The sequence below is a fragment of the Mesoplasma melaleucae genome (assembly GCF_002804105.1).
GTDB lineage: Bacteria > Bacillota_I > Bacilli_A > Mycoplasmatales > Mycoplasmataceae > Mesoplasma > Mesoplasma melaleucae.
This window is the reverse complement of the sequence record NZ_CP024964.1, coordinates 127,669-148,986: the sequence shown is the minus strand read 5'-3', so window position 1 is coordinate 148,986 and position 21,318 is coordinate 127,669. Positions and strand designations below refer to the sequence as shown.

Sequence of the window (21,318 nt, the reverse complement as noted above, 5' to 3'; positions counted from 1 at the left end):
ATATTATTAAAATTATTAGATAAAAAAAATAGTAAATCAGTGTTTCATCGCTTTTACTATTTTTTTATTTTAATGAATAACCATATCTAAATTAATTGAATAATGTTTAACTGCCTTTTCATATTTTAATAATTCTTTTTTAGCAGTTTTAGTTAAGATTAATTTTGTTAGAATTTCAAATGATAAAGCATCTTCTTTTAAATTATAAAGTGTCATCGCATAAAAATAATGTAGTACTAAACTTGATGGAAAAATAAATAAAGCTTGTTCAAACGTTTCTTTTGCTGCTTAATACTGACCTAAAATTCGATATGAGCTGCCTAATCAAATATAAGCATCAACTTGATCATTTTTATTAAGACCTAAATTAATTGCTCTTAACTAGTGAAATACCGCTTCTTTTTCTTTATCAATAAGATCATAGCTTCAAGCAAGTTGATAATTTATATTTGCAGTATCTTCAAGTGTAACTAAATCTTTTAATAGATTATTAGATTCAATATAATCATTTTTCTTTCTTAGAACTAATGCATTTTTTAAGATCTTTTTTGTTTCTTTTTTCATTACAATATTTCTTTTTCTAATAAAAAAGTAAGCAAAACATTTTTACTCACTTTTATAATTCAAATTTATTTTTTCAAATGCACATTAACTTTAACATTGTTTCTTAAAGCTTTTGAATACGGACAAACTAAATCTGCCTCGTGAATTAATTGTTCAGCAATTTCTTTATCCGCTCCTAAAATTTCAACTGCTAAATCAACAGAAATATTAAAGTTTAAATCTCCATTATTATGTAAAGCAACTTTTGCTGTTACAGCTGTTTGAAAGACTGTTTTATTTTTATGCATCACTGCTTGTAACGCTCCATTAAAACATGCACTATATCCAGCAGCAAACAATTGTTCTGGATTAGTTGTTCCTTCAACTTTTAAAGTTGGTGAAGAAACTTTTAAATTAAATTTTTTATCAGGTGAAAAAACTTCCCCAGTTCTTCCTCCAATGTTTTTTATTTCAGCTTCATAAATCTTAATCATAGTAACTCCTTTATATGTTTTAATTATATGCTTAATAACTAAAATAGCAAAATAAAAGCTTTACCACATCAAGTAAAGCTTTTTATATTTAATTTAATTTATCTGGTGTAGGTAGTTTAGTACCACTCTGATCAACCAAATATAATCTTTCTGTAATGATCTTACATTCTATTGCGTTAATTATTGCTAGGCCTCTATGTAAGTGAATTCAATGAGTTTCGTTATTAGCTTTAAAATTCATATTACCAATTTTTAAAGCTGTAACCAAAGGTGACATATTTCCTAATACTCCAATATCTCCATCAATAGTTTTTAAATTGATAATATCAACTTGTTTATTATCAATGAACTTCCCATTAGGAGTTGTAATTATTAAATTAATTGCCATTACATTCACCTACTTTTTACTTTTTTTTGATTCATTATATGCTTGAATAACATCTTCAGCTGTTCCTTTGTATAAGAACAAGATTTCTGGGATGTCATCCATTTCACCATCTAAAATCATTTTAAATGATCTTACAGTGTCAGATACTTTAACATATTGTCCAGGACGACCTGTGAATTTTTCCCCTACAAAGAATGACTGTGATAAGAAGTTTCTTATTTTACGAGCTCTTTGTACGACTAATTTATCTTCAGCACTTAGTTCATCCATCCCCAAGATCGCAATGATTGATTGTAAGTCTTGGTATTTTTGTAAAGTTCCTTGAACACCTAATGCAACATTGTAGTGTTCTTCTCCAATAATTTCTGGATCTAACATTCTTGATGAAGATGATAATGGGTCAACTGCAGGATAGATTCCTAAACTTGCAATTGAACGGTCAAGAACAATTTTTGCATCCAAGTGAGTAAATGTTGTTGCAGGTGCAGGGTCAGTTAAGTCATCAGCTGGCACATAAACAGCTTGAACTGATGTAATTGATCCTTTATTAGTAGAAGTAATACGTTCTTGTAATGCTCCCATTTCTGTTGATAAAGTTGGTTGGTATCCAACAGCTGAAGGCATACGTCCTAATAAGGCACTAACTTCACTACCTGCTTGTGTAAATCTGAAAATATTATCAATGAATAATAACACGTCCATGTTTTTTTCATCTCTAAAGTGTTCAGCAATTGTTAAACCAGTTAAGGCAACACGCATACGTGCTCCTGGTGGTTCATTCATTTGTCCGAATACTAAACTTGTTTTATCTAAAACCCCAGCTTCGATGAATTCGTGGTAAAGGTCATTCCCTTCACGAGTTCTTTCACCAACCCCAGCGAATACTGAAACCCCGCTATGAGCTTTAGCAATATTATTAATTAACTCTTGAATTAAAACAGTTTTACCAACTCCGGCTCCACCAAATAATCCAATTTTTCCCCCTTTTGCAAAAGGTATCATTAAGTCAATAACTTTAATTCCTGTTTCCAAGATTTCAGCGTTTGTAATTAATTCTTCATAAGCTGGTGCATCACGGTGGATAGGCATTCTTTTACCAGTAAATTCAGGTTTTTCATCAATTGCATGCCCTGTAACATTAAACATACGTCCTAATACATCTTCACCAACTGGTGCTTGTATTGGAGCATTTGTGTTAGTAACTGGTAAACCTTTTGATAATCCTTCAGTTGGTCCCATCGCAATTGTTCTAACAACTTCATCACCCATGTGTTGTTCAACTTCTAAAACTAATTCAACTCCATTGTTATCTACAACTAAAGCATCATAGATCATAGGAATATTATCTTCGCTAAATTTAACATCAACAACTGGTCCTAAAATTTGAAACACAAAACCAGTTGCTTCATTAACAATTTTTTTACTTGTTGTTTTTTTTGCTGCCATATTTTTCTCCTATTCCATTAAAGCATTAGCACCAGAAACAATTTCTGATATTTCTTGTGTAATTGATGCTTGTCTTTCACGATTGTATTTAATACTTAAATTATATTCTAATTCTTTTCCGTTGTTTGTTGCATTTTCCATCGCTAATCTTCGGCTTGCTTGTTCACTAACTTGTGATTCAACAATTGTTCCAAAAATAATAGTACTTAAATACAATGTAACAGCGTTATTTAAAACTTCTTCAGCACTTGGTTCAAAACTATAGTAGCTGCTTGAAGTTATTTCTTGAGTATCATCTTTAATAATTGGAAATACTCTTAAGATTGTTGGTTCAAATGTTACGTTATTAATAAACTTAGTGTAAACAATTTGAATTTCATCAAACTCTCCACTTGAATAATAACTTAACAATTCGTTTCCAATTTGTTTTGCTTGTTCTAGTGTGAAATCAATATCAACACTAGCACATTCATTTTTAATTTTTAATTTTTTACTATTGTAAGCTGAAACAGCTTTTGATCCAATAGCATATATTTGATCTTCTTTTTTGAAATTACTTATTACTAATTTATTAACGTTAGTGTTATAACCACCACATAAACCTAAATTTGAGTTAACAACAACTCATAAAGTTTTTTTAATATCATTAGTAGAATTTTTTAAATAAATTGATTCACTTGAATGTTTAATTATTTCATTAAAAATTGAGTAAACTTCAAATACGTATTCTTGAGTCTCAGTAACTTTTTTACCAATACGACGTAATTTTGCACTTGCAACTAATTGCATCGCATTTGTAATTTTACCAATATCTCTTGTATTTAAAATTTCTGTTTTTAAATTACTTAAATTTGCCATTAGTTACCTATTTTTTTAAATTCTTTTACATCCCCAAATAAAGCTGAGTTGTAGTTTTTTAAAGAAGAAGTGAATTTTACAACTAATTTTTCAATTTCTTTTTGAATTCCATTTTCAAGATCTGCATTTCATTCTTGTAATTTAGTTAATTCTGCTTTTAATTTTTTGGCTTCTTTTTCATTGTTGAAGCATGTAATTATTTCTGATTTAAAATCTCTAATGTTTTCTAAAGGAATTCATTTAATTAAGTGAGATTTAATTGCAAATAAAATAATCGCTTGATCAATTTGACTTAATGGTGAATATTGACGTTGAACTAACATTTGAATAATTCTTGCACCATGATCTAAAGTTGCTTTTGTTGATTCATCTAAATCTGAACCAAATTTTGCAAAGGCTTCTAATTCATAGTATTGTGCTAATTCTAATTTCAATGTTCCTGAAACTTGTTTAACAGCTTTAATTTGTGCTGAAGAACCAACTCTTGAAACAGAAGGACCAATATTAATAGCTGGTCTAATACCTGCCATAAATAAATCACTTGATAAGAAAATTTGTCCATCAGTAATTGAAATAACATTTGTTGGAATATATGCTGAAATATCACTTGCTTGAGTTTCAATGATTGGTAAAGCAGTAATTGAACCACCACCAAATTTTTCATTAACTCTTGCTGCTCTTTCTAATAAACGTGAGTGTAAGTAGAATACATCCCCAGGGTAAGCTTCACGACCTGGTGGTCTTCTTAATAATAGAGACATTTCACGGTAAGCTACCGCATGTTTTGATAAGTCATCATAAACAATTAAAACGTCTTCTCCATTTTCCATTCATTCTTCCCCAATAGTAACACCAGTATAAGGTGCTAAGTATTGTAATGGTGCTGGATCACTAGCTCCTGCGTTAACAACAGTAGTATATTCCATTGCACCAAATTTTTTAAGTTTTTCAACAACTTGGGCAATTGTTGAATCTTTTTGTCCGATTGATACATAGATACATTTAACATTTTTACCTTTTTGGTTAATGATTGTATCAATTGCAACAGCTGTTTTACCAGTTTGACGGTCACCAATAACTAACTCACGTTGACCTTTACCAATTGGAATAGATGCATCAATTCCTAAAATTCCTGTTTCTAAAGGTTGACTAACTGATTTACGTGCCATAACTCCAGTTGCGATTCTTTCAACTGGTTTAGATTTTTTAGTTTTGATTGGTCCATTATTGTCAATTGCTTGACCTAATGCGTTAACAACTCTACCAACCATTGCATCACCAACAGGTGTTTCAACAACTTTACCAGTACGTTTAACAGTGTCACCTTCTTTGATAAGTTTGTAATCCCCAAGAATAACAGCACCAACTGCTCCTTCTTCAAGACTTAAAACCATACCATAAACATCGTTAGGGAAAATTAATAATTCACCCATTAAAGCTTTGTCTAATCCATAAATTAAAGAAACACCATCCCCAATAGTAACTACACTACCTTGCTCTGCTTCGATAATATCTTTACCATAGTTCTTAATTTGTTTTTCAATTACTTCAGAGATTTCTTTAATATTTAATGCCATATATTAAACCTCCTATTTTTCTTTCATTACTTGATATTTCATTTCATCAAGTTTACTTCTTACTGAGCCATCATAAACTTTGTTATGAACAACTACTTGAATACCTGCAATTAATTTAGGGTCAATTTTATTTATTAATTTAACCTCTTTATTAATTTTCTTAGAAATTTTTTCTTCAATTTCTTTAATTTGAGCAGCTGAAATTTCTTCAGTTGATCAAATAACTCCATAAGTCATATTGTCTAATTCAACAAGTTTTCCTCTTAATCTTTTTAAAATATCTCTTGCATTAACAAATGCTTGCATATGCACTAATATTTTAAATGCATTCATGATATCCTGATCAATTTTAAATTGCCCAAAAGTATCATCAATAATTTTTATTCTTTTTTCTTCATCATGTGCTGCTTTAAAAGTAAGAATGTCAACAAATTCATTTTTATTTTTAAGTGCTTCAATAAGCACGTGTGATTGTTCAAGCATTTTTTTGACTTTGTTTTCTTTTACAGCAATTTTTGTTAAAGCATTCGCTCAATTATCAATAACGTTGTCTTTTAAAACCATAATTATTTATCTAGGTTTTCAATAAACTCATCAACAATTTGTTTGTTTTTTGTTTTATTAATTTCTTTTTGTAATATTTGTTCAGCAGCATCAAATGCAACATTTACTATTGTTTTTTTGATTTCTGCTTCAACTCTTGATCTTTCTTGAGCGATATCTTTTTCTGCTTGATTCTTAATAATATCAGCGTATTTGTGTGCTTCAGTGATGATGTGAGTTTTTTGAATATCAGCATCAACTTTTGAAGTTTGAATAATTAATGAAGATTCAGTTTTAGCGTCTTGCAATAATGCTTCGGCTTTTTTAACACCAATATTTGCTTCTGTTTGTTTTTGCACAACTTCGCTTAATAATTCATTTATTTTATTTCTTCTATCTTTAATAGTTTTTCTAAATGGTTTATACATCAATTTTCATAGTATTACTACTAAAACAATTGTAGCTATAAAGTGCGCAATAAAATTTGGGAAGTTAGGAAATAAAGATGTTATGATTTCTGGAACTCCAGCTGTTTGTGTTTCTGCGAAAATTGTCATTTAAAACACCCTTCTTTCTTCTTTTATTTCTTAAGCTACGAAAATTAATAAGATAGCAACAACTAATGCATAAATAGCACCTGATTCTGCAATCCCTGCTGCAATAATCATAGTTGAAGTAATTTTTGGTGCCATTTCTGGGTTTCTTCCAATTGCCATACATGCACCTTGTCCTACAGCTCCTTGTCCGATTCCTGCTCCAGCAACCCCAACAATAGCAACTCCGGCTCCTAATAATTTAAGACCATCTCCTGTTGTTGTAGTTTCTGCTAATAAAGGTAAAATACTTGATAATACACTAAAGTATCCTACTAAAAAATTTGCCATGTAATCTGTAAATAACATATATAATAATCTCCTTTTATTTTATTTTTGTAATTCTATTTTTTTTAATTTATGAGTTTTTTTTGAACTATTTTTTCCTCATCTTTATGAGTTAACTCTTGTTCTTCTCCCATACCTTCTGCTCAGTATGAAAGTGATAACATTGTAAATACAACAGCCTGAATAACAGCGTCAAACATATCAAAGTACATATGTAAGAATGGTGTTATCACACTTGTGAAAATGTTAACCCCTGATCATCAGTATGTATACTGCATCTTTCAAGCATCTCCACCTAAAGCAGCGGCATTTCAAATACCAAAGCTTGGTCAGTGCATTCCTTCGTCACCAAAACTAATTGTTCCATGTGCTCAACTACTTTGGAATCCAATGAACATTGCGTACACTAATCCTAAAATAATTGATCCCCCTAATAAGTTTCCAAATAGACGGAATGACATAGATAACAATGGTGTAAATTGTGTGAATATTTCAATTGGGTTTATATATTTTTTTAAATAAGCTCATTTTTGATACTTAAACGCAAAGTAATAAATCATCACAAAAGTAACGAAAGCCATTGATAAAGTAATTGTATATGAAGAAGATGGTGATTCAAAACCAAGTAATGATACCAGTGAACCAACTACAATATACAAGCAAATGTATAAGAAGTATGGAGTTAATTTACGATAGTTTTTTCCCATAATTGAAACAACTAAGTTTTCAACTGATAAAATAAACATATCAACAATAACAATTAACCCTGATAGTTCTTTGTCTTCTTCTTGTCCTCTCACTTTAATGTTATAAGTAATACAAATAGCACAAATAATAATTGTGGTTATGATAATTGCACTAAATTGACTAGTAAATTTTCATACTCCTTCAAGCATATTGTCCAATTTGAACCCTCCTTAAATTTTTAATAACTTGTTATATTCAAGATCTTTTGGTTAGTAAATAGTAATAGTAGAATTGGGCTAAGACCAATTAACACACCTTTGTAATCAAAAATAACGTTGTTATTAAAAAAAGCAATAAATAACGGAGCAGCGTAAATGCCTAATCTTAATAAAAAGAAAAAGTAAAATAAAAAGTGATTTTCATTCTCCAGCAAAAGCTTAACTGACTTTTTGCTAATAAAAATACCAACTAAAAATGAAGTAAAACCTAAAATTCAACCTGTTAGTCAATTATAATTAATAATTTTTAACGCAAACAACAACAAGATTGTTATTCCCGTTAAAAAAATCATTGTTATTATAATAAATCATGTTGAACTTTTGACTCAGTTTTTATAAATACTTTTTAATTCCATATAAGTAGTCACCTCGTCTACTACGTTCTATAATATTCTACTCCTATATGAAAAAAATGAAACCAAATCATGAAAAGTAAAAAAACTCCAATTATGGGAGTTTTTTTGAAAGAAAATTTCTATTTTATTTTGTACCAAATATTCTATCTCCAGCATCTCCAAGACCTGGAACTATATAACCTTTATCAGAAAGCTTCTCATCTTTTGAAGCTGCATATATTTCTACATCTGGATGTTTCTTTAATACATTTGAAATTCCTGGTTCAACTGCTACTAAACAAACAAACTTAATATTTTTAACCCCTCAACTTTTAACAATATCAATTGCTTTGATTGCACTTCCACCTGTTGCAAGCATTGGATCAACAATAATTATATAACTCTTATCGATGTCTTCTGTTTTCTTTGCAAAGTATTGGTGAATCTCTAAAGTTTCTTCATCTCTATATAAACCAACGTGAGCAACTTTTGCTGTTGGAATTAATTTTTGAATTCCATCAAGCATTCCTATTCCTGCTCTTAAAATTGGAACTAACACAATTGGTTTATCAATTGTATAACCTGTTGTTTTTGTCATTGGTGTTTCAATTTCAATTGGTTCTAATTCTAAATCTCTAAAAATTTCATAAACCATTAATTGAGCAATTTCATTAAGGTTCTCTCTAAAATCTTTTGATGATGTTTCCTTTTTACGCATTCTTGATAATTTATCAATTATTAGCGGATGTTTTAATTCTGTAAATGTCATATTTATTTCCCCCTATTTGTACAAATTATTAATATTATAAAGCATTAATATGATAAATGTTCTGATAAATGCTCATAAATTGGGAATGACTTACATAAACTTGCTACTTCTTTTGCAAGCTTATCTAAATTACTTTGTGATTGATCTTTTAAAGCACTAGCAATAATTCTTGCAACTTCAATAAATTCTTTTTCTTTGAATCCACGCGTTGTCATTGCAGCTGTTCCAACTCTAATACCACTTGTTACAAATGGTTTTTCAGTGTCAAATGGAATCATATTTTTGTTTGAAACAATTCCAATGCTTTCAAGAATTTTTTCTGCATCTTTACCTGTTACATTTAACGTGTTTTTAACATCTAAATTAATTAAGTGATTGTCTGAACCGTTTGCAATTAAACGCATTCCATTATCTGCAAGGGCTGCTGCAAAGGCTTTTGAATTTTCAACTACTTGTTTTGCATAAGCTTTGAATTCTGAAGTATCAGCTTCATATAATGCTTGTACTTTACCAGCGATTTGATTTTCTAATGGTCCACCTTGTGTACCTGGGAATACAGCAGAATCAATTTTTTTACCAATTTCAGCTTTTGATAAAATCATTCCTCCTCTTGCTCCTCTTAATGTTTTATGTGTTGTTGTTGTAACTACATCAGCATATTCCATTGGATTAGGATGAACTCCACCAGCAACTAAACCAGCGATGTGAGCCATATCAACCATTAATAATGCTCCAACTTCGTCAGCAATTTCTTTAAATTTTTTAAAGTCAATAATTCTTGAGTAAGCACTTGCTCCAGCCACAATCAATTTTGGTTGATGTTCTAAAACAACTTTTCTTACTTCATCAAAATCAATTTCTTCTGTTTCTTTGTTTACTCCATAAAATTTAAAATCATAATTGTTTCCTGAAAAATTAATAGGATATCCATGTGTTAAGTGACCACCAGCATCTAAACTCATTGAAACAATTTTATCGCCATTTTTTAATAGTGCACGATAAACAGCTTCGTTTGCTTGACTACCTGAGTGTGGTTGTAAGTTAGCATGTTCTGCATTAAAGATTTTTTTAGCTAACTCAATTCCTTGTTTTTCAATTTGATCAACAAATTCACATCCACCATAATATCTTTTATCTGGGTATCCTTCAGCATATTTATTAGTTAATATACTTCCTGATAATTGTAAAACTGCGTCACTAACATAATTTTCACTTGCTATTAATTCAATATGTTCTTGTTGTCTTTTTAATTCTTTTCTTAGTGATTCTAAGATATTTTTATTTATTGTACTCATCTAATGTTCCTACTCTTTCATGATGTCTTCCACCTTCAAATTCTGTATTTAAGAAAGTGTCAACTAATAAAATTGCTTTATCAACTGCAATTAATCTTGCTCCTGTTGCTAAAATGTTTGCATTATTATGTTGTCTTGTTAATTCAGCTGTTTGAACTTCATAAACTAATCCAGCTCTAGCTCCTTGAACTTTGTTAGCTGCAATGCTTATTCCAATTCCTGTTCCACACAATGCAATTCCTTTACTATCCTTATCAGCAACAACTGCTTCTGCTAAAGTAATACCAATATTTGCATAGTTACATGAATTTCCATCATTATTACCTACATCAACAACTTCATAACCATTTTCAATTAAATGTTTTTTAATAGCATTCTTCATTTCAATTGCTGTATGATCATTTCCGATATATATTCTTTTCATAAACCCTCCACATTATTCTTTTAATTATTTTAACTTATAACTGAGATAATATTTATATAAAAAAGATTTTAATATGAATAATTGCGAAATAAATAAAGATACATTTTACAAATTAGTAGATGAAAGTTATAAAGTAATTGATGTTCGTAATCCTAGCGAAGATAAAATGACAGGATTAAGTTACGCTGGTTCTTATAATTCCCATATCACAAGTTATCCATAAAGCTGATACTTTCTTTCCAGATAAAAATGAAAAATTAATTATTGTTTGTAATTATGGTTGAAGAAGTAGATTAACAGCAAAGACTTATCATCAAAAAGGCTATGCAAATGTTTATGTTCTGCTTGTCAGATTATACGGGATAAATTAAAAGCAGGTATTGCTACCTGCTTGTTTTTTTACTTAATGGGGCGCCGAACGGGAATTGAACCCGCGAATGTCAGAGCCACAACCTGATGTGTTAACCACTTCACCACCGGCGCCATAAAAGATAACGTTTTTATTATCTTAAAATTAGTTTGCTTTGTCAATTGAAAATCTACTTTTTAATAAATATTTGATAAACCTCATTTTTTGATTTATTTATCTTAGCACCAATAATATCACAAGCTTGTTTTAACTTGTAACCTTCTTTAATTAGTTCTTCTACAAGTGTGATGATTTCTTGTTCATCAATTTCAATGTTAATTTGTTTTTGAGCATCTATCACAATTACAAATTCACCTTTTAACACAAATGCTTCACTTTGAATAAATTCGTTAACTTCAATAATATTTCCTTGAATGTATTGCTCATTAATTTTAGTTAGTTCTCTTCCAATTAAAACACTTTGTGCAGGATTTAAAATTTCTTTTAATTTTGCAACTGTGTCTTGAATTCTATAAACAGATTCATAAAAACTAATAATAGCATTTGAATTTTTATTAATAATTTCTTTTAACTCATTCATTTTTGTTTTTTCAGATTTTCTATCTAAAAAACCATGAAAATAATTCTCTTTTGTCATATAACCACTAGCTACTATTGCATGAATGTATGCTGGTCCAACGTTTACACTTGTTACATTACAATCATAAACTTTCAATATTTCATTAATAAATGTAGCACCTGGATCACTAATTGCAGGACAACCAGCATCACTAATAATTGCAATATTATTTTGGTTCTCTAAAACTTGAATTAATTCTTTAATTCTTTCTGTTTCATTAAACTTATGTAATGAAATTAATTTTTTATTAATATTATATTTTTTTAAAAATGTTTGACTAGTTCTAGTATCTTCACAACAAATAACATCAACATTTTTTAATGTATCAATTGCTCTAAAACTTATATCTTCTAAATTTCCAATTGGTGTACCAACTAAATAAATAGTCGGTTTATTATTTTTAAATGTTGATTGATTTCTCATAATACTCCTTGAAAATAAAAATACCCTAAAGGGTAATCATTAATTAACTTCTTTGATTTCAATTGAGTAAGGATTGTTAATATCTTTAACTTCTACTGATTCTCCAACTTTTTTACCCATAATTGCTTTTGCGATTGGTGACTCATTTGAAATTAAGTTTTTAAATGGATCTGCTTCAACAGCTCCTACGATTTTAACTTCTCTTTCTTTTTTAGTATTTAACATAATAAATTTTACTTTTGAACCAATTTTAATTGCTCCATCAGTTGTAGAAGCATCTTCAATTAATTTAGCTTTACTTATCATTGCTTCAAGTTCTTTAATTCTTGCTTCAACTTCAGCTTGGCGATTACGAGCTGCATCATAATCTGCATTTTCACTTAAATCACCTTGGTTACGTGCTTCAACTAATTCTTCAATTACTTCTGGTCTAACAACTTCTAATAAGTGTTTTAATTCATGTTTTAATTCTTCAATACCTTCTTGAGTTAAAATAATTTCTTTTTCCATGTTCTTCTCCTAGTAACTAACTTTTTTAATTATATAATAATTGTTTAAAAATTTGTATCTATTTCTTATTCTTTAAATAGTTTAATAAGTTATCCAAAGTCTTTTTATTTTTTAATATTTTAAACAGATCTACTTCACTTGCTTGTCGAATTTCGCTTATTGTATTATAGTTTTTGAATAAATTTTGAATTCGTTTTTTACCTAATCCTTCAATTTGTTCTAACTCAACTTTTAAAAATGAATTATTTTGCTTTTTTTTAAAACCTGATTTTGCATACTCATCAACTCTGATTTGAATGCTACTTAATCAGTTAAATAATTTTGGATAATCTTTAATTTTTACATCATCTTCATTTGTATTAATTAAGAACGAAGTCTTATGATGATCATCTTTTACTAATCCAATAATTTGAATATCATTTAAGCCTAATGCATTGATAATTTCTTTAGCTGCGTGAACTTGAATAATTCCACCATCCATAATAATTAAGTCAGGAAGCATTCTTTGTTCCAATAAAGCTTTTTGAAATCTACGATACAACATTTCTTTCATACGATCATAATCAGATGTAAATTTACTTTCAATATTATATTTTCTAAATTCATTTCTAACAGGTTTACCATTAATGTAAACTACACAACTTCCAACAATGAACTCATTACCAATATTGGAAATATCAAACATTTCTAAACGATATGGTTCTTTGTTTAACTTAGCAACTTTTTGTAATTGAATAATTAATTCATTTTCATTACCAATATTTGTTGTTGTTGATATTTTTGATTTTCTAATTGCTTCTTGAGCATTCTGTAATCCAATGTTATAAATAATTTTTTCTTCTTCCTTAATTGGGTGAGTTGTTAGATTTTTATACTTATCATTTAGTTCAAACAATTCAATTTCTTTATCAACAATAATTTTGTGAGGTAAGATATTTTTTTCATATATTTGAGTCATAAATGAATCTAATAAATCAGTAATGTCTTGCTCAAAATAAAGTTGAATATGTTCATCTTTAAATAAAAGTTTTCCTGCACGATAGAATAATGTAACAATCGCTATTTTGTCATCTTCAATAAAATAACTTATAACATCAAGATCAGTTTGACTTTTAAACTCAACATTTTGTTTAGTAGTTGTAAAATCTAAACTTATTATTTGTTCTTTAATTCTTTGTGCTTCTTCAAATTGTAAATTTTCTGAAGCTTTTAACATTTGATTAGTTAAAATTGTTTTCACTTCATTAATATTTCCTTTAAAGAAATTATCAACTCTTTTGATTTGTTCTTGGTAATATGCTTTATCAACTTCTTTAAAACAAGCTCCACTACATTGTCCAATAAAATAATGTAAACAAGGTTTTCTTAAATTCCCTTTACATCTTCTAAGTGGAAATAATCGTTCTAATGTTATTAATGTTTCTCTTGCATTAGAGCCAATTGGTAAAGGACCAAAGCTTCTTAATGCTTTTTTATCTAATTTTCTAACGTATTTATAGGTTGGATCTTTTTCATTGGTAATGATTATATATGGATAAGATTTGTCATCATTTAATAAAACATTATATTTTGGTCTGTATTTTTTAATTAAATTCTCTTCAAGTAATAACGATTCTTTTTCATTTGAAACAACAAAGTATTCAATATCTGCAATTTCTCTAACTAATCTAGTTGTTTTAAGGTTTTGCACTCGATCAAAATATGTAGAAACTCTTTTTTTCAAATTTTTGGCTTTACCAACATAAATAAAATGTTTGTCTTTATTTAAATATAAATAACATCCTGGTTTATTTGGTAAATTACTAACTTTACTTTTTAAATCCATATAACTAAATCCTTTCTATTATTTTAGAAAATAAAAACCCTAAATAAAAGGGTTTATTTCTTAATTAGAACTTCTCTTCGCCCTGAAGCATTTTTTGGTCCAACTATTCCTTCATCTTCTAAGTGATTTAAAATATTTGTTGCTCTAGCATCAGCAATTCTAAATTTACCTCTAATTGCAGATGAAGATGCATCTTGTTTTTCAATTACAAATGCTTTAGCATCTTCATAAAATTCATCAACTAAACCAACTGATTTTAAGTTATCATGGTCAAACTCTTCTGAGTACATTGGTTGTTGTTGAGCAATTGTGAAATCAACAATTTCTTTGATTTCTTCATCACTTAAATAAGCTCCTTGTGCTCTCATTAAGTCTCCACCACCTGGAGGCATGAATAACATATCTCCTCTACCAAGTAAGTTTTCTGCACCGATTGAATCTAAGATTATTCTTGAGTCAATTCCTGTTGTGACAGCAAACGCAATTCTTGTTGGAATGTTTGTTTTAATTGTTCCTGTAATAACATCAGTTGATGGTCTTTGTGTTGCAACTATTAAATGAATTCCTGCAGCACGTGCCATTTGTGTAATTCTCATAATTGATTCTTCAACTTGTTTTTTATCACCAGTCATCATTAAGTCAGCTAGCTCATCAATAATAATAACTTGGAATGGCATTTTTTTAGATCCTGAAACTTTTCTGTTATACCCATCAATGTTTCTAACTCCAAGATTCATGAATAATTCATAACGTCTTTCCATTTCAGCAACAACCATTTTTAATGCATTGGCTGCTTGCTTCATATCTGAAACAACTGGAGCTAACATATGTGGAATTCTTGAATAAACTGAAAGTTCAACTTTTTTAGGGTCAATCATTAAGAATTTAACTTCATTTGGTTTTGCTCTTAACAGAATTGAACAAATTAAAGCATTAATCATAACTGATTTACCACTACCTGTTGATCCGGCAACAAGTAAGTGAGGCATTTTGTTTAATTGTGCAGTTAAAGGTTCACCTAAAACGTTTTTACCTAAAACGAATAATAATTTTTCACCTTCTTGTTCTTTTGAAATTGATTCAATAATTTCACGCATTGAAACCATTTCAGAACTTGCATTAGCTAATTCAATTCCAATTAAGTTTTTTCCTGGAATTGGTGCTTCTAAACGCATGTTTTGAGTAGCTAAAGCTAATTTTAAATCATTCTCTAGGTTTGTAATACTATTAACTTTTACACCAGGTTCAGCTTCAATTTCAAACTTCATAACACTTGGTCCAATGATTGAGTTAATAACTTTTGCTTTAACTCCGAATTGGTTAAATGTTTCATTAATTGCAAGTGCTTTTAATGCAGCATTCTCTTTATTAGATCTTTCTTTGTTGTAATCTTTTTCCATTACAGCTAATACATCGAGTGGTGGAAGTTTATAATTTTTATTCATTATAATTTTTGGTTCTTCAACTGTTTCTTCATTTATTTCTTCAAGAACTGGTGTTGGTTCTACTACAGTTTTAGTAATTGGAGTGCTTACTTCTTCAACAATTGGTTCTTCATTTATATTATTATCTGAAATATCATATTTACTTAAGGCATCAAGTGCTTCTGCTGTTTCACTTTTTACTTCAACTTCATTTTCTTGATAAATTGCATCAAAGAAAGTATCATCACCATCAACTGTTACTTCAGGTTCATTTTCAATGATTGGTTCTGAAATAACTTGTTTAATTTCTGCACTTTGTTCTTCTTTAACAACTTGACTATTTTGTGTAATTGGTTTTAGATCGGGGTTTTTAACTAGAGTTTCAACTTGATTGTTTTCTTGAACTCTTCTTGAAACAAATCTTCTACGGTTTGGATCATTAAGATTTTCATCCATCAATGAAGATGAAGATAAGTTGTTTGAAATTAGTTCTTTGTTTTTAACATATTTAGCATCTATTACTTCTTCGGGTAATGAGCATTCTAAATGTTCTTCTTGTTTAATTTGATCTAATAATTCTTTGTCATCTTTTTTAACATATGAAGGTAGTTGAATTGTTAAATCGCTAGTTCTAGTTTCTTGTTCTTCATCAAAATCCATGTTTCCAAATACATTAATTGAGTCCCAACCATTTTTTTCAAGTTTAGGTTCAGTTGAAACCTGGTTAGCAACTTCTTTCATTTTTTTAGTATTTGGATTTCTTTTTGATTTTAAAGTTAGAATTCTTAAAGCTTTACCTTTTCTTTTTGATTTAGATTTAAATAAGAAAATTGGATCACCTGTAAATATTCACATTCCATTAATAAACATTAAAGCAACAAGTAATAGGTATGATCCTACAATTGATAAATAAGAAGTAGTAGCAACCATTAAAGTTCCAGTTATTCCACCACCACTGTATAAGTTAAAGTATCCATCTCCACCAGTTTTTAAGAAGTAGTCAATTACTTCTTTATAATACTGTCCAGAAAAAATTGAGTGATTAAATCATTCTGTAGCATAAACGCCAAACATTTGACCAAAAAAGTCTTTTTGTCATAGCTTATTTAAGTGTTCATTCTTTAAAGCTATTATTTGTGTGAACAAAATCAATGAAATTAATCAACATAATAATATAAACGAAGACATTACCATTAATAAGAATCGTTTTTTAAATTTAAATCTAATTCCTGAAAAAATTGATAAATCTACAATAAATAAAATTACATAGATAAAGTATTTAAATCAACCAAATAAAAAGTTGAAAATAACATCATCAAGAAATTGTCCAATTACTGTAATTCTTCCTAATGAAAAAACAGTTATAAATAAAATAACTAATCCTGTAACCATTCATGAAATTGAGTCACTTCTTCGCTTTTGTTTAGTTGTAACAAAAGCAGCAGTTTTTTCTTCGTTTCATTCGTAGTTAGCTAAAAACTTTTCTTCTTTCTTATTTTCCATCTAATCACCCTTTGCAATAATATAATTATACCAATTTTGCTTAACTTAATGTTAATTTTATATTTACCATAACTTTATTAAAAAACAACAAAATATATTAATCTTGCTGTTTTGTATTAATAATTGAATTTACAAATTTTATAACATCTTGTTCGACTATTTCTTTATCATTATCAAATAAGATTTCATGACGTTGGTTATCATAAAGTTTTAATTTAACATTTAAGTTTTGTTTTTTAAATTTCTTATAAGTTTTTTCAACCATTTTTCCATAGTTACCAACTGAATCATCACTTCCTGACACAAGTAAAATTGGAAGATTTTTATTTACCTTTTTTATGTTCTTAGATTTTTGATTATATAGTAATCCTGCAAACATATCTTTAAATGCTGAAGACGTAAAGATTTGACCAGTTAATGGATCATTTAAGAATCCATCATTATTTTCTTTGTTATTAGAAAGTCATTCAACACCAGTAGTGTTAATAGATTCATATTTTTTGTTAAGTGGTTTATAACTTAATTTTCAAATAAAATCATCTGGTCCATCAGTTTTTCTAAAAGTTTGTCTAATTTTTGCAATCAATCAAGATGTTTTAAGTAGTGCAGTACTATGTCATGCTGTTCCACTAATAATAAACCCATCAATTGTATTTGGATAATCAATCATAAAAGTTCTAGTCATAAAACTTCCCATTGAAAGACCTAACATAACAATTGGTAAATTTGCATAGTTACTTTTAATAAATTCATTAACAATCTTTAAATCATTAACAATTTTGTTTCAACCATTTTTTGAAGAAAAATAGCCAAGCGGTTTATGGTTTAATTCAGCTGTCTTCCCGTGACCTCGGTGGTCATTGGCAACTACAATAAATCCTTGTTTATTCATTTCTTTTGCAAACTCATCATATCTTAGTGCATGTTCGCAGCTTCCATGCACTAGTTGAATTATACACTTACCTTCTTGTACTTCATCTCAAATATACAAACTAATGTTTTTGCCATCTAATGTTCTTAAGTTTTCATTTTTCATATTACAGTTTCCTTTTTTTACTTATTTTTATTTTACACTTTAAAACGAAAATAAAAAAAGAATGCATTTGCACTCTTAATTTTTAAATTATTTATTTGCTTGGTATCCCTGAATTTGAAGCAGTAACAATTCCATCTGATTTAGGATCATAAACATATAATTTTTTGTACTCTGCAACAGAGTTATCTGATCCTTCATTAAATTGTGCTTGTGCTTTTAAGAATTCTTCTTTATTTCAAAGAGATTCAATCATTTTTACACCAAATAATCTTAAGTTAGAACTTCCAGCAATAAATGAAGATCTTGTAAATGGATCTAAATATGAAAGTTGAATAGTTTTCATTGGAGTTTTGTTGTATAAAGTAGCTGTGAATCCAACATTATACAATGCATAAGTTTCTGCTTTAGATAATTGAATTAGTCTTTGAGTAAAATCAGATTCACCTTTTGCAGTTTCAACTATTCCAGTATAATTAGCAACAGTATTTCTTAAATCTTGATAAACACTATCATATTCTTCGTATCCATCATTCATTATTAATTTAGGAACGTTCTCGCTTCCTTCACTAGTACCATTAGATTTAACTACAGTTTTTAGTTTTGTATATGAATTATATTCTCCACCAAAAATCATTGTATGTAAGAAGTTATATGGATCAGTATAATCTGGTCCTCATCCACTAACAAGGATATCATATTCACCAATTTTTGATTTATTTACATAGTCTGCATTATCATTTGAAACTGTTGCAACTAATTTAATTGGACTATTATCACCAACAGTACTGTTAAATTGTTCAACAATATATTCAACTCTTGGATTTAAAGTTAATCTTGAAAGTCCATTTAATAGTCATTCAAGTGATATTGATTGATTTTTACCTTTTTCAAGAATTTTTTTGCTTTCAAGATCTTGTCTAACTACATCACCAAGAATTTTTGCTTTAGCTTTTTCGTTAGCTTGGTCAACAGATTTGTCGTTTTGTTCTCTATCAATAACTGATTTATATGCTGAATCAGCAAATTTTTTCAATTCATCTTCAAGTTCTGGTATAACATCTGTTCCATCATCTTTTAAGAACATTCCTAATGCCATTAAGTCATTTTGATAGAATGCATCATTACCATCTACTAATGAACCAAATTGTTCATTGTAGAATTTTTCTAATTTTTCTTTGTCAAAGTTAGGAGTTGTTATATTTTCTTCTAAGATTGCTAATCTAGTTTTTGAATCAGTATCTGCAGTTGGAGCTGTTTCAGTTGGTTCTAATTCCATGTTTTTTGTTCCATACATTTTATTATAATCTGAACCAACATTTTGAATTGTATAGTCTTTAACTGAAACTCCTCTGATTTCATCAGGAGCTGATGATGCAACTGCATCTTCTTGTTTATCTGTATTTACAGCTAATTTTGGAATTGTAAATACGTTTCTTAGTAAAGTTGATGATCTTGTTTTAACATTTTTGTCTTTATCTCATGCTAATGACTCTTTAGTATTTTCATTATTGTCTAATTTACCAGCAATGTATGCAGGGAATTGAGTTCTTTGCATAATGTAATTCAAGTATAATCTTACAGATTTTTGAGCCATTGCTTTTGATGACGCTGATATTATTTTTTTGCCATCTTTTTGACTTACTCTACCATAGTTATAGAATGTTGTAAAACTATATTGACTAGGAACTGTTGATGTTGCATGAGTACCTTCAAATGCAAATTTTTGTTCATCAGCATTATAATCATCACCAACATATTTTTTTCAACCACTAGCATCGTTTGGTGAAATAGCAACTTCAGATGCATCTCCACCTTCAAATCAAAGTCTGTTTGAGTCAACTGATGCTGTTCTAGTTAAAGTATAAGTTGCTTTTTCAATATATGTTCTGTCAGCTTGGTAGTAATGAGGATTTTTTAATAAAACTGCATTAGTACCTGCTTTATATGATTGAACATAATAAGCACCAGAGAATCACATTTCATTGATACTTGGTTGATATCTTTTTGAAAAATTATATCAAGATCTATTTTGAGTATCTGAATAACTAACAGCATAGAAAGGTAGTGGTTTTAATGAACCATAACCTGCTGCTGAAGTAAAGAATGATGTAGAAGGATTTTGTAAAGTATATCTTATGTTATACATTTGTCCAGAATCTGCTTTTTCTGAAGTGGCAGTTCCTAAACCTTCAGTTGCTAATGAAACAGCCATCATTCCACCATTTTGTGCAGAATCAGTAATTAATTGTTGGAAGTTTGCTTCAGTAGTATAATATTTGATTTCAGTAATTAAATTATCAAATTCTTGTATTCTATTATAACCTGTTATAACTTCTTTTCCATCTTTCTCTTCTGTAATTGCATCAATTTTAGCTGCTGCTAATTTATTAATTTTAGCTTGTCCTTCTTCTGTAGCAGATCAAAGGTTTACTAACATGATGATAATATCAAAGTTTCTAGTTGAAATAGCTTCTTGAGCAATATTTGATGTTCCACCTTTTTCAGTTGTTCTACCAAAGTTTTTTCCTTTGTTTAACAATGTATCATACTCTGTAATTGTTGGTAAAATCCCATCAACTAGCGCACTACCATTTTTAAATAAACCATTTGTTGGTGCAGCTCCATCAGCTGAAGCATTAGGGTTGAAAGTAAATCTGAATGCATTATAAAAATCCATTGGAGATACATTTTCTGTCCCTGTTACTTTTCCATCTTTAGTTATTGTTCATTTTGGAATTCCAGTTTTTCTTCCATCTTCTGAAGATGTTTCTTTATCTCTTAAATGGAAGTAGTATTCTGTACCTTCTTGATTATGTCCTCATCAGTTTGCCATTTGACCTTCAATTTCATTATGTGCGTTAGGAGTTAATAAACCATCGTATAAGTTTTCCCCAATAATTGCATCACTATTTTGGTTTGAAGAACCAGGTGATCAAGTGTTAAGAGCGGCAGTCATGAAACCTTTATACTCTTTTGTATTTACTTTTCTTGCCATTAGTTTTGTTGCAGACATTCCACATGAAACTAAAGTTGAACCTGCTGTTATAACTAAAGTACCAGCAGCAATTATACTAAGTAATTTTTTCATAA

At 28.9% G+C, this 21,318-nt stretch carries 22 protein-coding genes and 1 tRNA gene; 1 reads left to right on the top strand and 22 read right to left on the bottom strand.

Annotated elements, in window-relative coordinates:
* Positions 1-69 precede the first annotated feature (69 nt).
* The 15 genes from EMELA_RS04410 to rpiB all read right to left on the bottom strand — a co-directional run bounded on the left by EMELA_RS04410 (position 70) and on the right by rpiB (position 10,518).
* A complete protein-coding gene (locus EMELA_RS04410) occupies positions 70-216 on the bottom strand; it encodes a hypothetical protein (RefSeq protein WP_156932103.1) in 147 nt (48 codons plus the stop codon).
* A gap of 165 nt (positions 217-381) precedes the next feature.
* Positions 382-564: a hypothetical protein gene (locus EMELA_RS00695; protein WP_028124032.1), complete on the bottom strand. Its 183-nt coding sequence runs from the start codon at positions 562-564 to the stop codon at positions 382-384.
* A gap of 65 nt (positions 565-629) precedes the next feature.
* Positions 630-1,037 carry an organic hydroperoxide resistance protein gene (locus EMELA_RS00690; RefSeq protein ID WP_028124031.1) on the bottom strand — a complete coding sequence of 136 codons (408 nt, stop codon included), beginning with the start codon at positions 1,035-1,037 and terminating at the stop codon, positions 630-632.
* A gap of 88 nt (positions 1,038-1,125) precedes the next feature.
* Positions 1,126-1,425 carry an ATP synthase F1 subunit epsilon gene (locus tag EMELA_RS00685; protein WP_028124030.1) on the bottom strand — a complete coding sequence of 100 codons (300 nt, stop codon included), beginning with the start codon at positions 1,423-1,425 and terminating at the stop codon, positions 1,126-1,128.
* Between the two features lie 9 nt (positions 1,426-1,434).
* Complete coding sequence (gene atpD / locus EMELA_RS00680) at positions 1,435-2,871, bottom strand: F0F1 ATP synthase subunit beta (protein ID WP_028124029.1); 1,437 nt, start codon at positions 2,869-2,871, stop codon at positions 1,435-1,437.
* Between the two features lie 9 nt (positions 2,872-2,880).
* Complete coding sequence (gene atpG, locus EMELA_RS00675; protein WP_028124028.1) at positions 2,881-3,729, bottom strand: ATP synthase F1 subunit gamma; 849 nt, start codon at positions 3,727-3,729, stop codon at positions 2,881-2,883.
* Positions 3,729-5,306, bottom strand: coding sequence for a F0F1 ATP synthase subunit alpha (gene atpA, locus EMELA_RS00670; RefSeq protein ID WP_028124027.1), 1,578 nt, complete (start codon positions 5,304-5,306; stop codon positions 3,729-3,731). Before atpA ends, atpG begins: the two co-directional genes overlap by 1 nt.
* 12 nt (positions 5,307-5,318) lie before the next feature.
* The gene (locus EMELA_RS00665; protein WP_028124026.1) at positions 5,319-5,870 is read right to left on the bottom strand and encodes a F0F1 ATP synthase subunit delta; all 552 of its coding nucleotides are present in this window, start codon (positions 5,868-5,870) and stop codon (positions 5,319-5,321) included.
* A gap of 2 nt (positions 5,871-5,872) precedes the next feature.
* Positions 5,873-6,406, bottom strand: a complete 534-nt coding sequence (gene atpF, locus EMELA_RS00660; RefSeq protein WP_028124025.1) for a F0F1 ATP synthase subunit B — start codon at positions 6,404-6,406, stop codon at positions 5,873-5,875.
* Positions 6,407-6,436: 30 nt separating this feature from the next.
* On the bottom strand, positions 6,437-6,751 hold the full coding sequence (gene atpE, locus EMELA_RS00655) for an ATP synthase F0 subunit C (protein ID WP_028124024.1): 315 nt from the start codon (positions 6,749-6,751) through the stop codon (positions 6,437-6,439).
* Between the two features lie 44 nt (positions 6,752-6,795).
* Positions 6,796-7,626 carry a F0F1 ATP synthase subunit A gene (locus tag EMELA_RS00650; protein WP_051584591.1) on the bottom strand — a complete coding sequence of 277 codons (831 nt, stop codon included), beginning with the start codon at positions 7,624-7,626 and terminating at the stop codon, positions 6,796-6,798.
* A 29-nt stretch (positions 7,627-7,655) separates the two neighbouring features.
* Positions 7,656-8,051 carry an MG406 family protein gene (locus tag EMELA_RS00645; RefSeq protein ID WP_051584589.1) on the bottom strand — a complete coding sequence of 132 codons (396 nt, stop codon included), beginning with the start codon at positions 8,049-8,051 and terminating at the stop codon, positions 7,656-7,658.
* Positions 8,052-8,175: 124 nt separating this feature from the next.
* Positions 8,176-8,799, bottom strand: coding sequence for a uracil phosphoribosyltransferase (gene upp, locus EMELA_RS00640; RefSeq protein ID WP_028124023.1), 624 nt, complete (start codon positions 8,797-8,799; stop codon positions 8,176-8,178).
* A gap of 44 nt (positions 8,800-8,843) precedes the next feature.
* The gene (locus tag EMELA_RS00635) at positions 8,844-10,094 is read right to left on the bottom strand and encodes a serine hydroxymethyltransferase (RefSeq protein ID WP_028124022.1); all 1,251 of its coding nucleotides are present in this window, start codon (positions 10,092-10,094) and stop codon (positions 8,844-8,846) included.
* Entirely contained in the window at positions 10,078-10,518 is a 441-nt protein-coding gene (gene rpiB / locus EMELA_RS00630) for a ribose 5-phosphate isomerase B (protein ID WP_028124021.1), read from the bottom strand. Before rpiB ends, EMELA_RS00635 begins: the two co-directional genes overlap by 17 nt.
* Before the next feature lie 73 nt (positions 10,519-10,591).
* On the opposite strand from rpiB, the gene EMELA_RS04655 reads away from it, so the two are divergent.
* Positions 10,592-10,741: a hypothetical protein gene (locus EMELA_RS04655; protein ID WP_169733529.1), complete on the top strand. Its 150-nt coding sequence runs from the start codon at positions 10,592-10,594 to the stop codon at positions 10,739-10,741.
* Between the two features lie 184 nt (positions 10,742-10,925).
* Here EMELA_RS04655 and EMELA_RS00620 read toward each other — a convergent pair.
* The 7 genes from EMELA_RS00620 to oppA form a co-directional block, all read right to left on the bottom strand.
* A tRNA-His gene (locus EMELA_RS00620) sits at positions 10,926-11,001 on the bottom strand.
* 56 nt (positions 11,002-11,057) lie between these two features.
* Complete coding sequence (gene rsmI, locus EMELA_RS00615; protein ID WP_028124020.1) at positions 11,058-11,930, bottom strand: 16S rRNA (cytidine(1402)-2'-O)-methyltransferase; 873 nt, start codon at positions 11,928-11,930, stop codon at positions 11,058-11,060.
* A gap of 39 nt (positions 11,931-11,969) precedes the next feature.
* Positions 11,970-12,440 (bottom strand): transcription elongation factor GreA, encoded by a 471-nt coding sequence (gene greA, locus EMELA_RS00610; RefSeq protein WP_028124019.1) that lies wholly within the window; start codon positions 12,438-12,440, stop codon positions 11,970-11,972.
* Between the two features lie 58 nt (positions 12,441-12,498).
* Positions 12,499-14,265: an excinuclease ABC subunit UvrC gene (gene uvrC, locus EMELA_RS00605; RefSeq protein ID WP_028124018.1), complete on the bottom strand. Its 1,767-nt coding sequence runs from the start codon at positions 14,263-14,265 to the stop codon at positions 12,499-12,501.
* Positions 14,266-14,318: 53 nt separating this feature from the next.
* Positions 14,319-17,192: a DNA translocase FtsK gene (locus EMELA_RS00600; RefSeq protein WP_028124017.1), complete on the bottom strand. Its 2,874-nt coding sequence runs from the start codon at positions 17,190-17,192 to the stop codon at positions 14,319-14,321.
* 97 nt (positions 17,193-17,289) lie between these two features.
* Entirely contained in the window at positions 17,290-18,228 is a 939-nt protein-coding gene (locus EMELA_RS00595) for an alpha/beta fold hydrolase (protein WP_028124016.1), read from the bottom strand.
* Between the two features lie 91 nt (positions 18,229-18,319).
* Positions 18,320-21,316 (bottom strand): oligopeptide ABC transporter substrate-binding protein OppA, encoded by a 2,997-nt coding sequence (oppA, locus tag EMELA_RS00590; RefSeq protein ID WP_028124015.1) that lies wholly within the window; start codon positions 21,314-21,316, stop codon positions 18,320-18,322.
* Between the last annotated feature and the right edge of the window lie 2 nt (positions 21,317-21,318).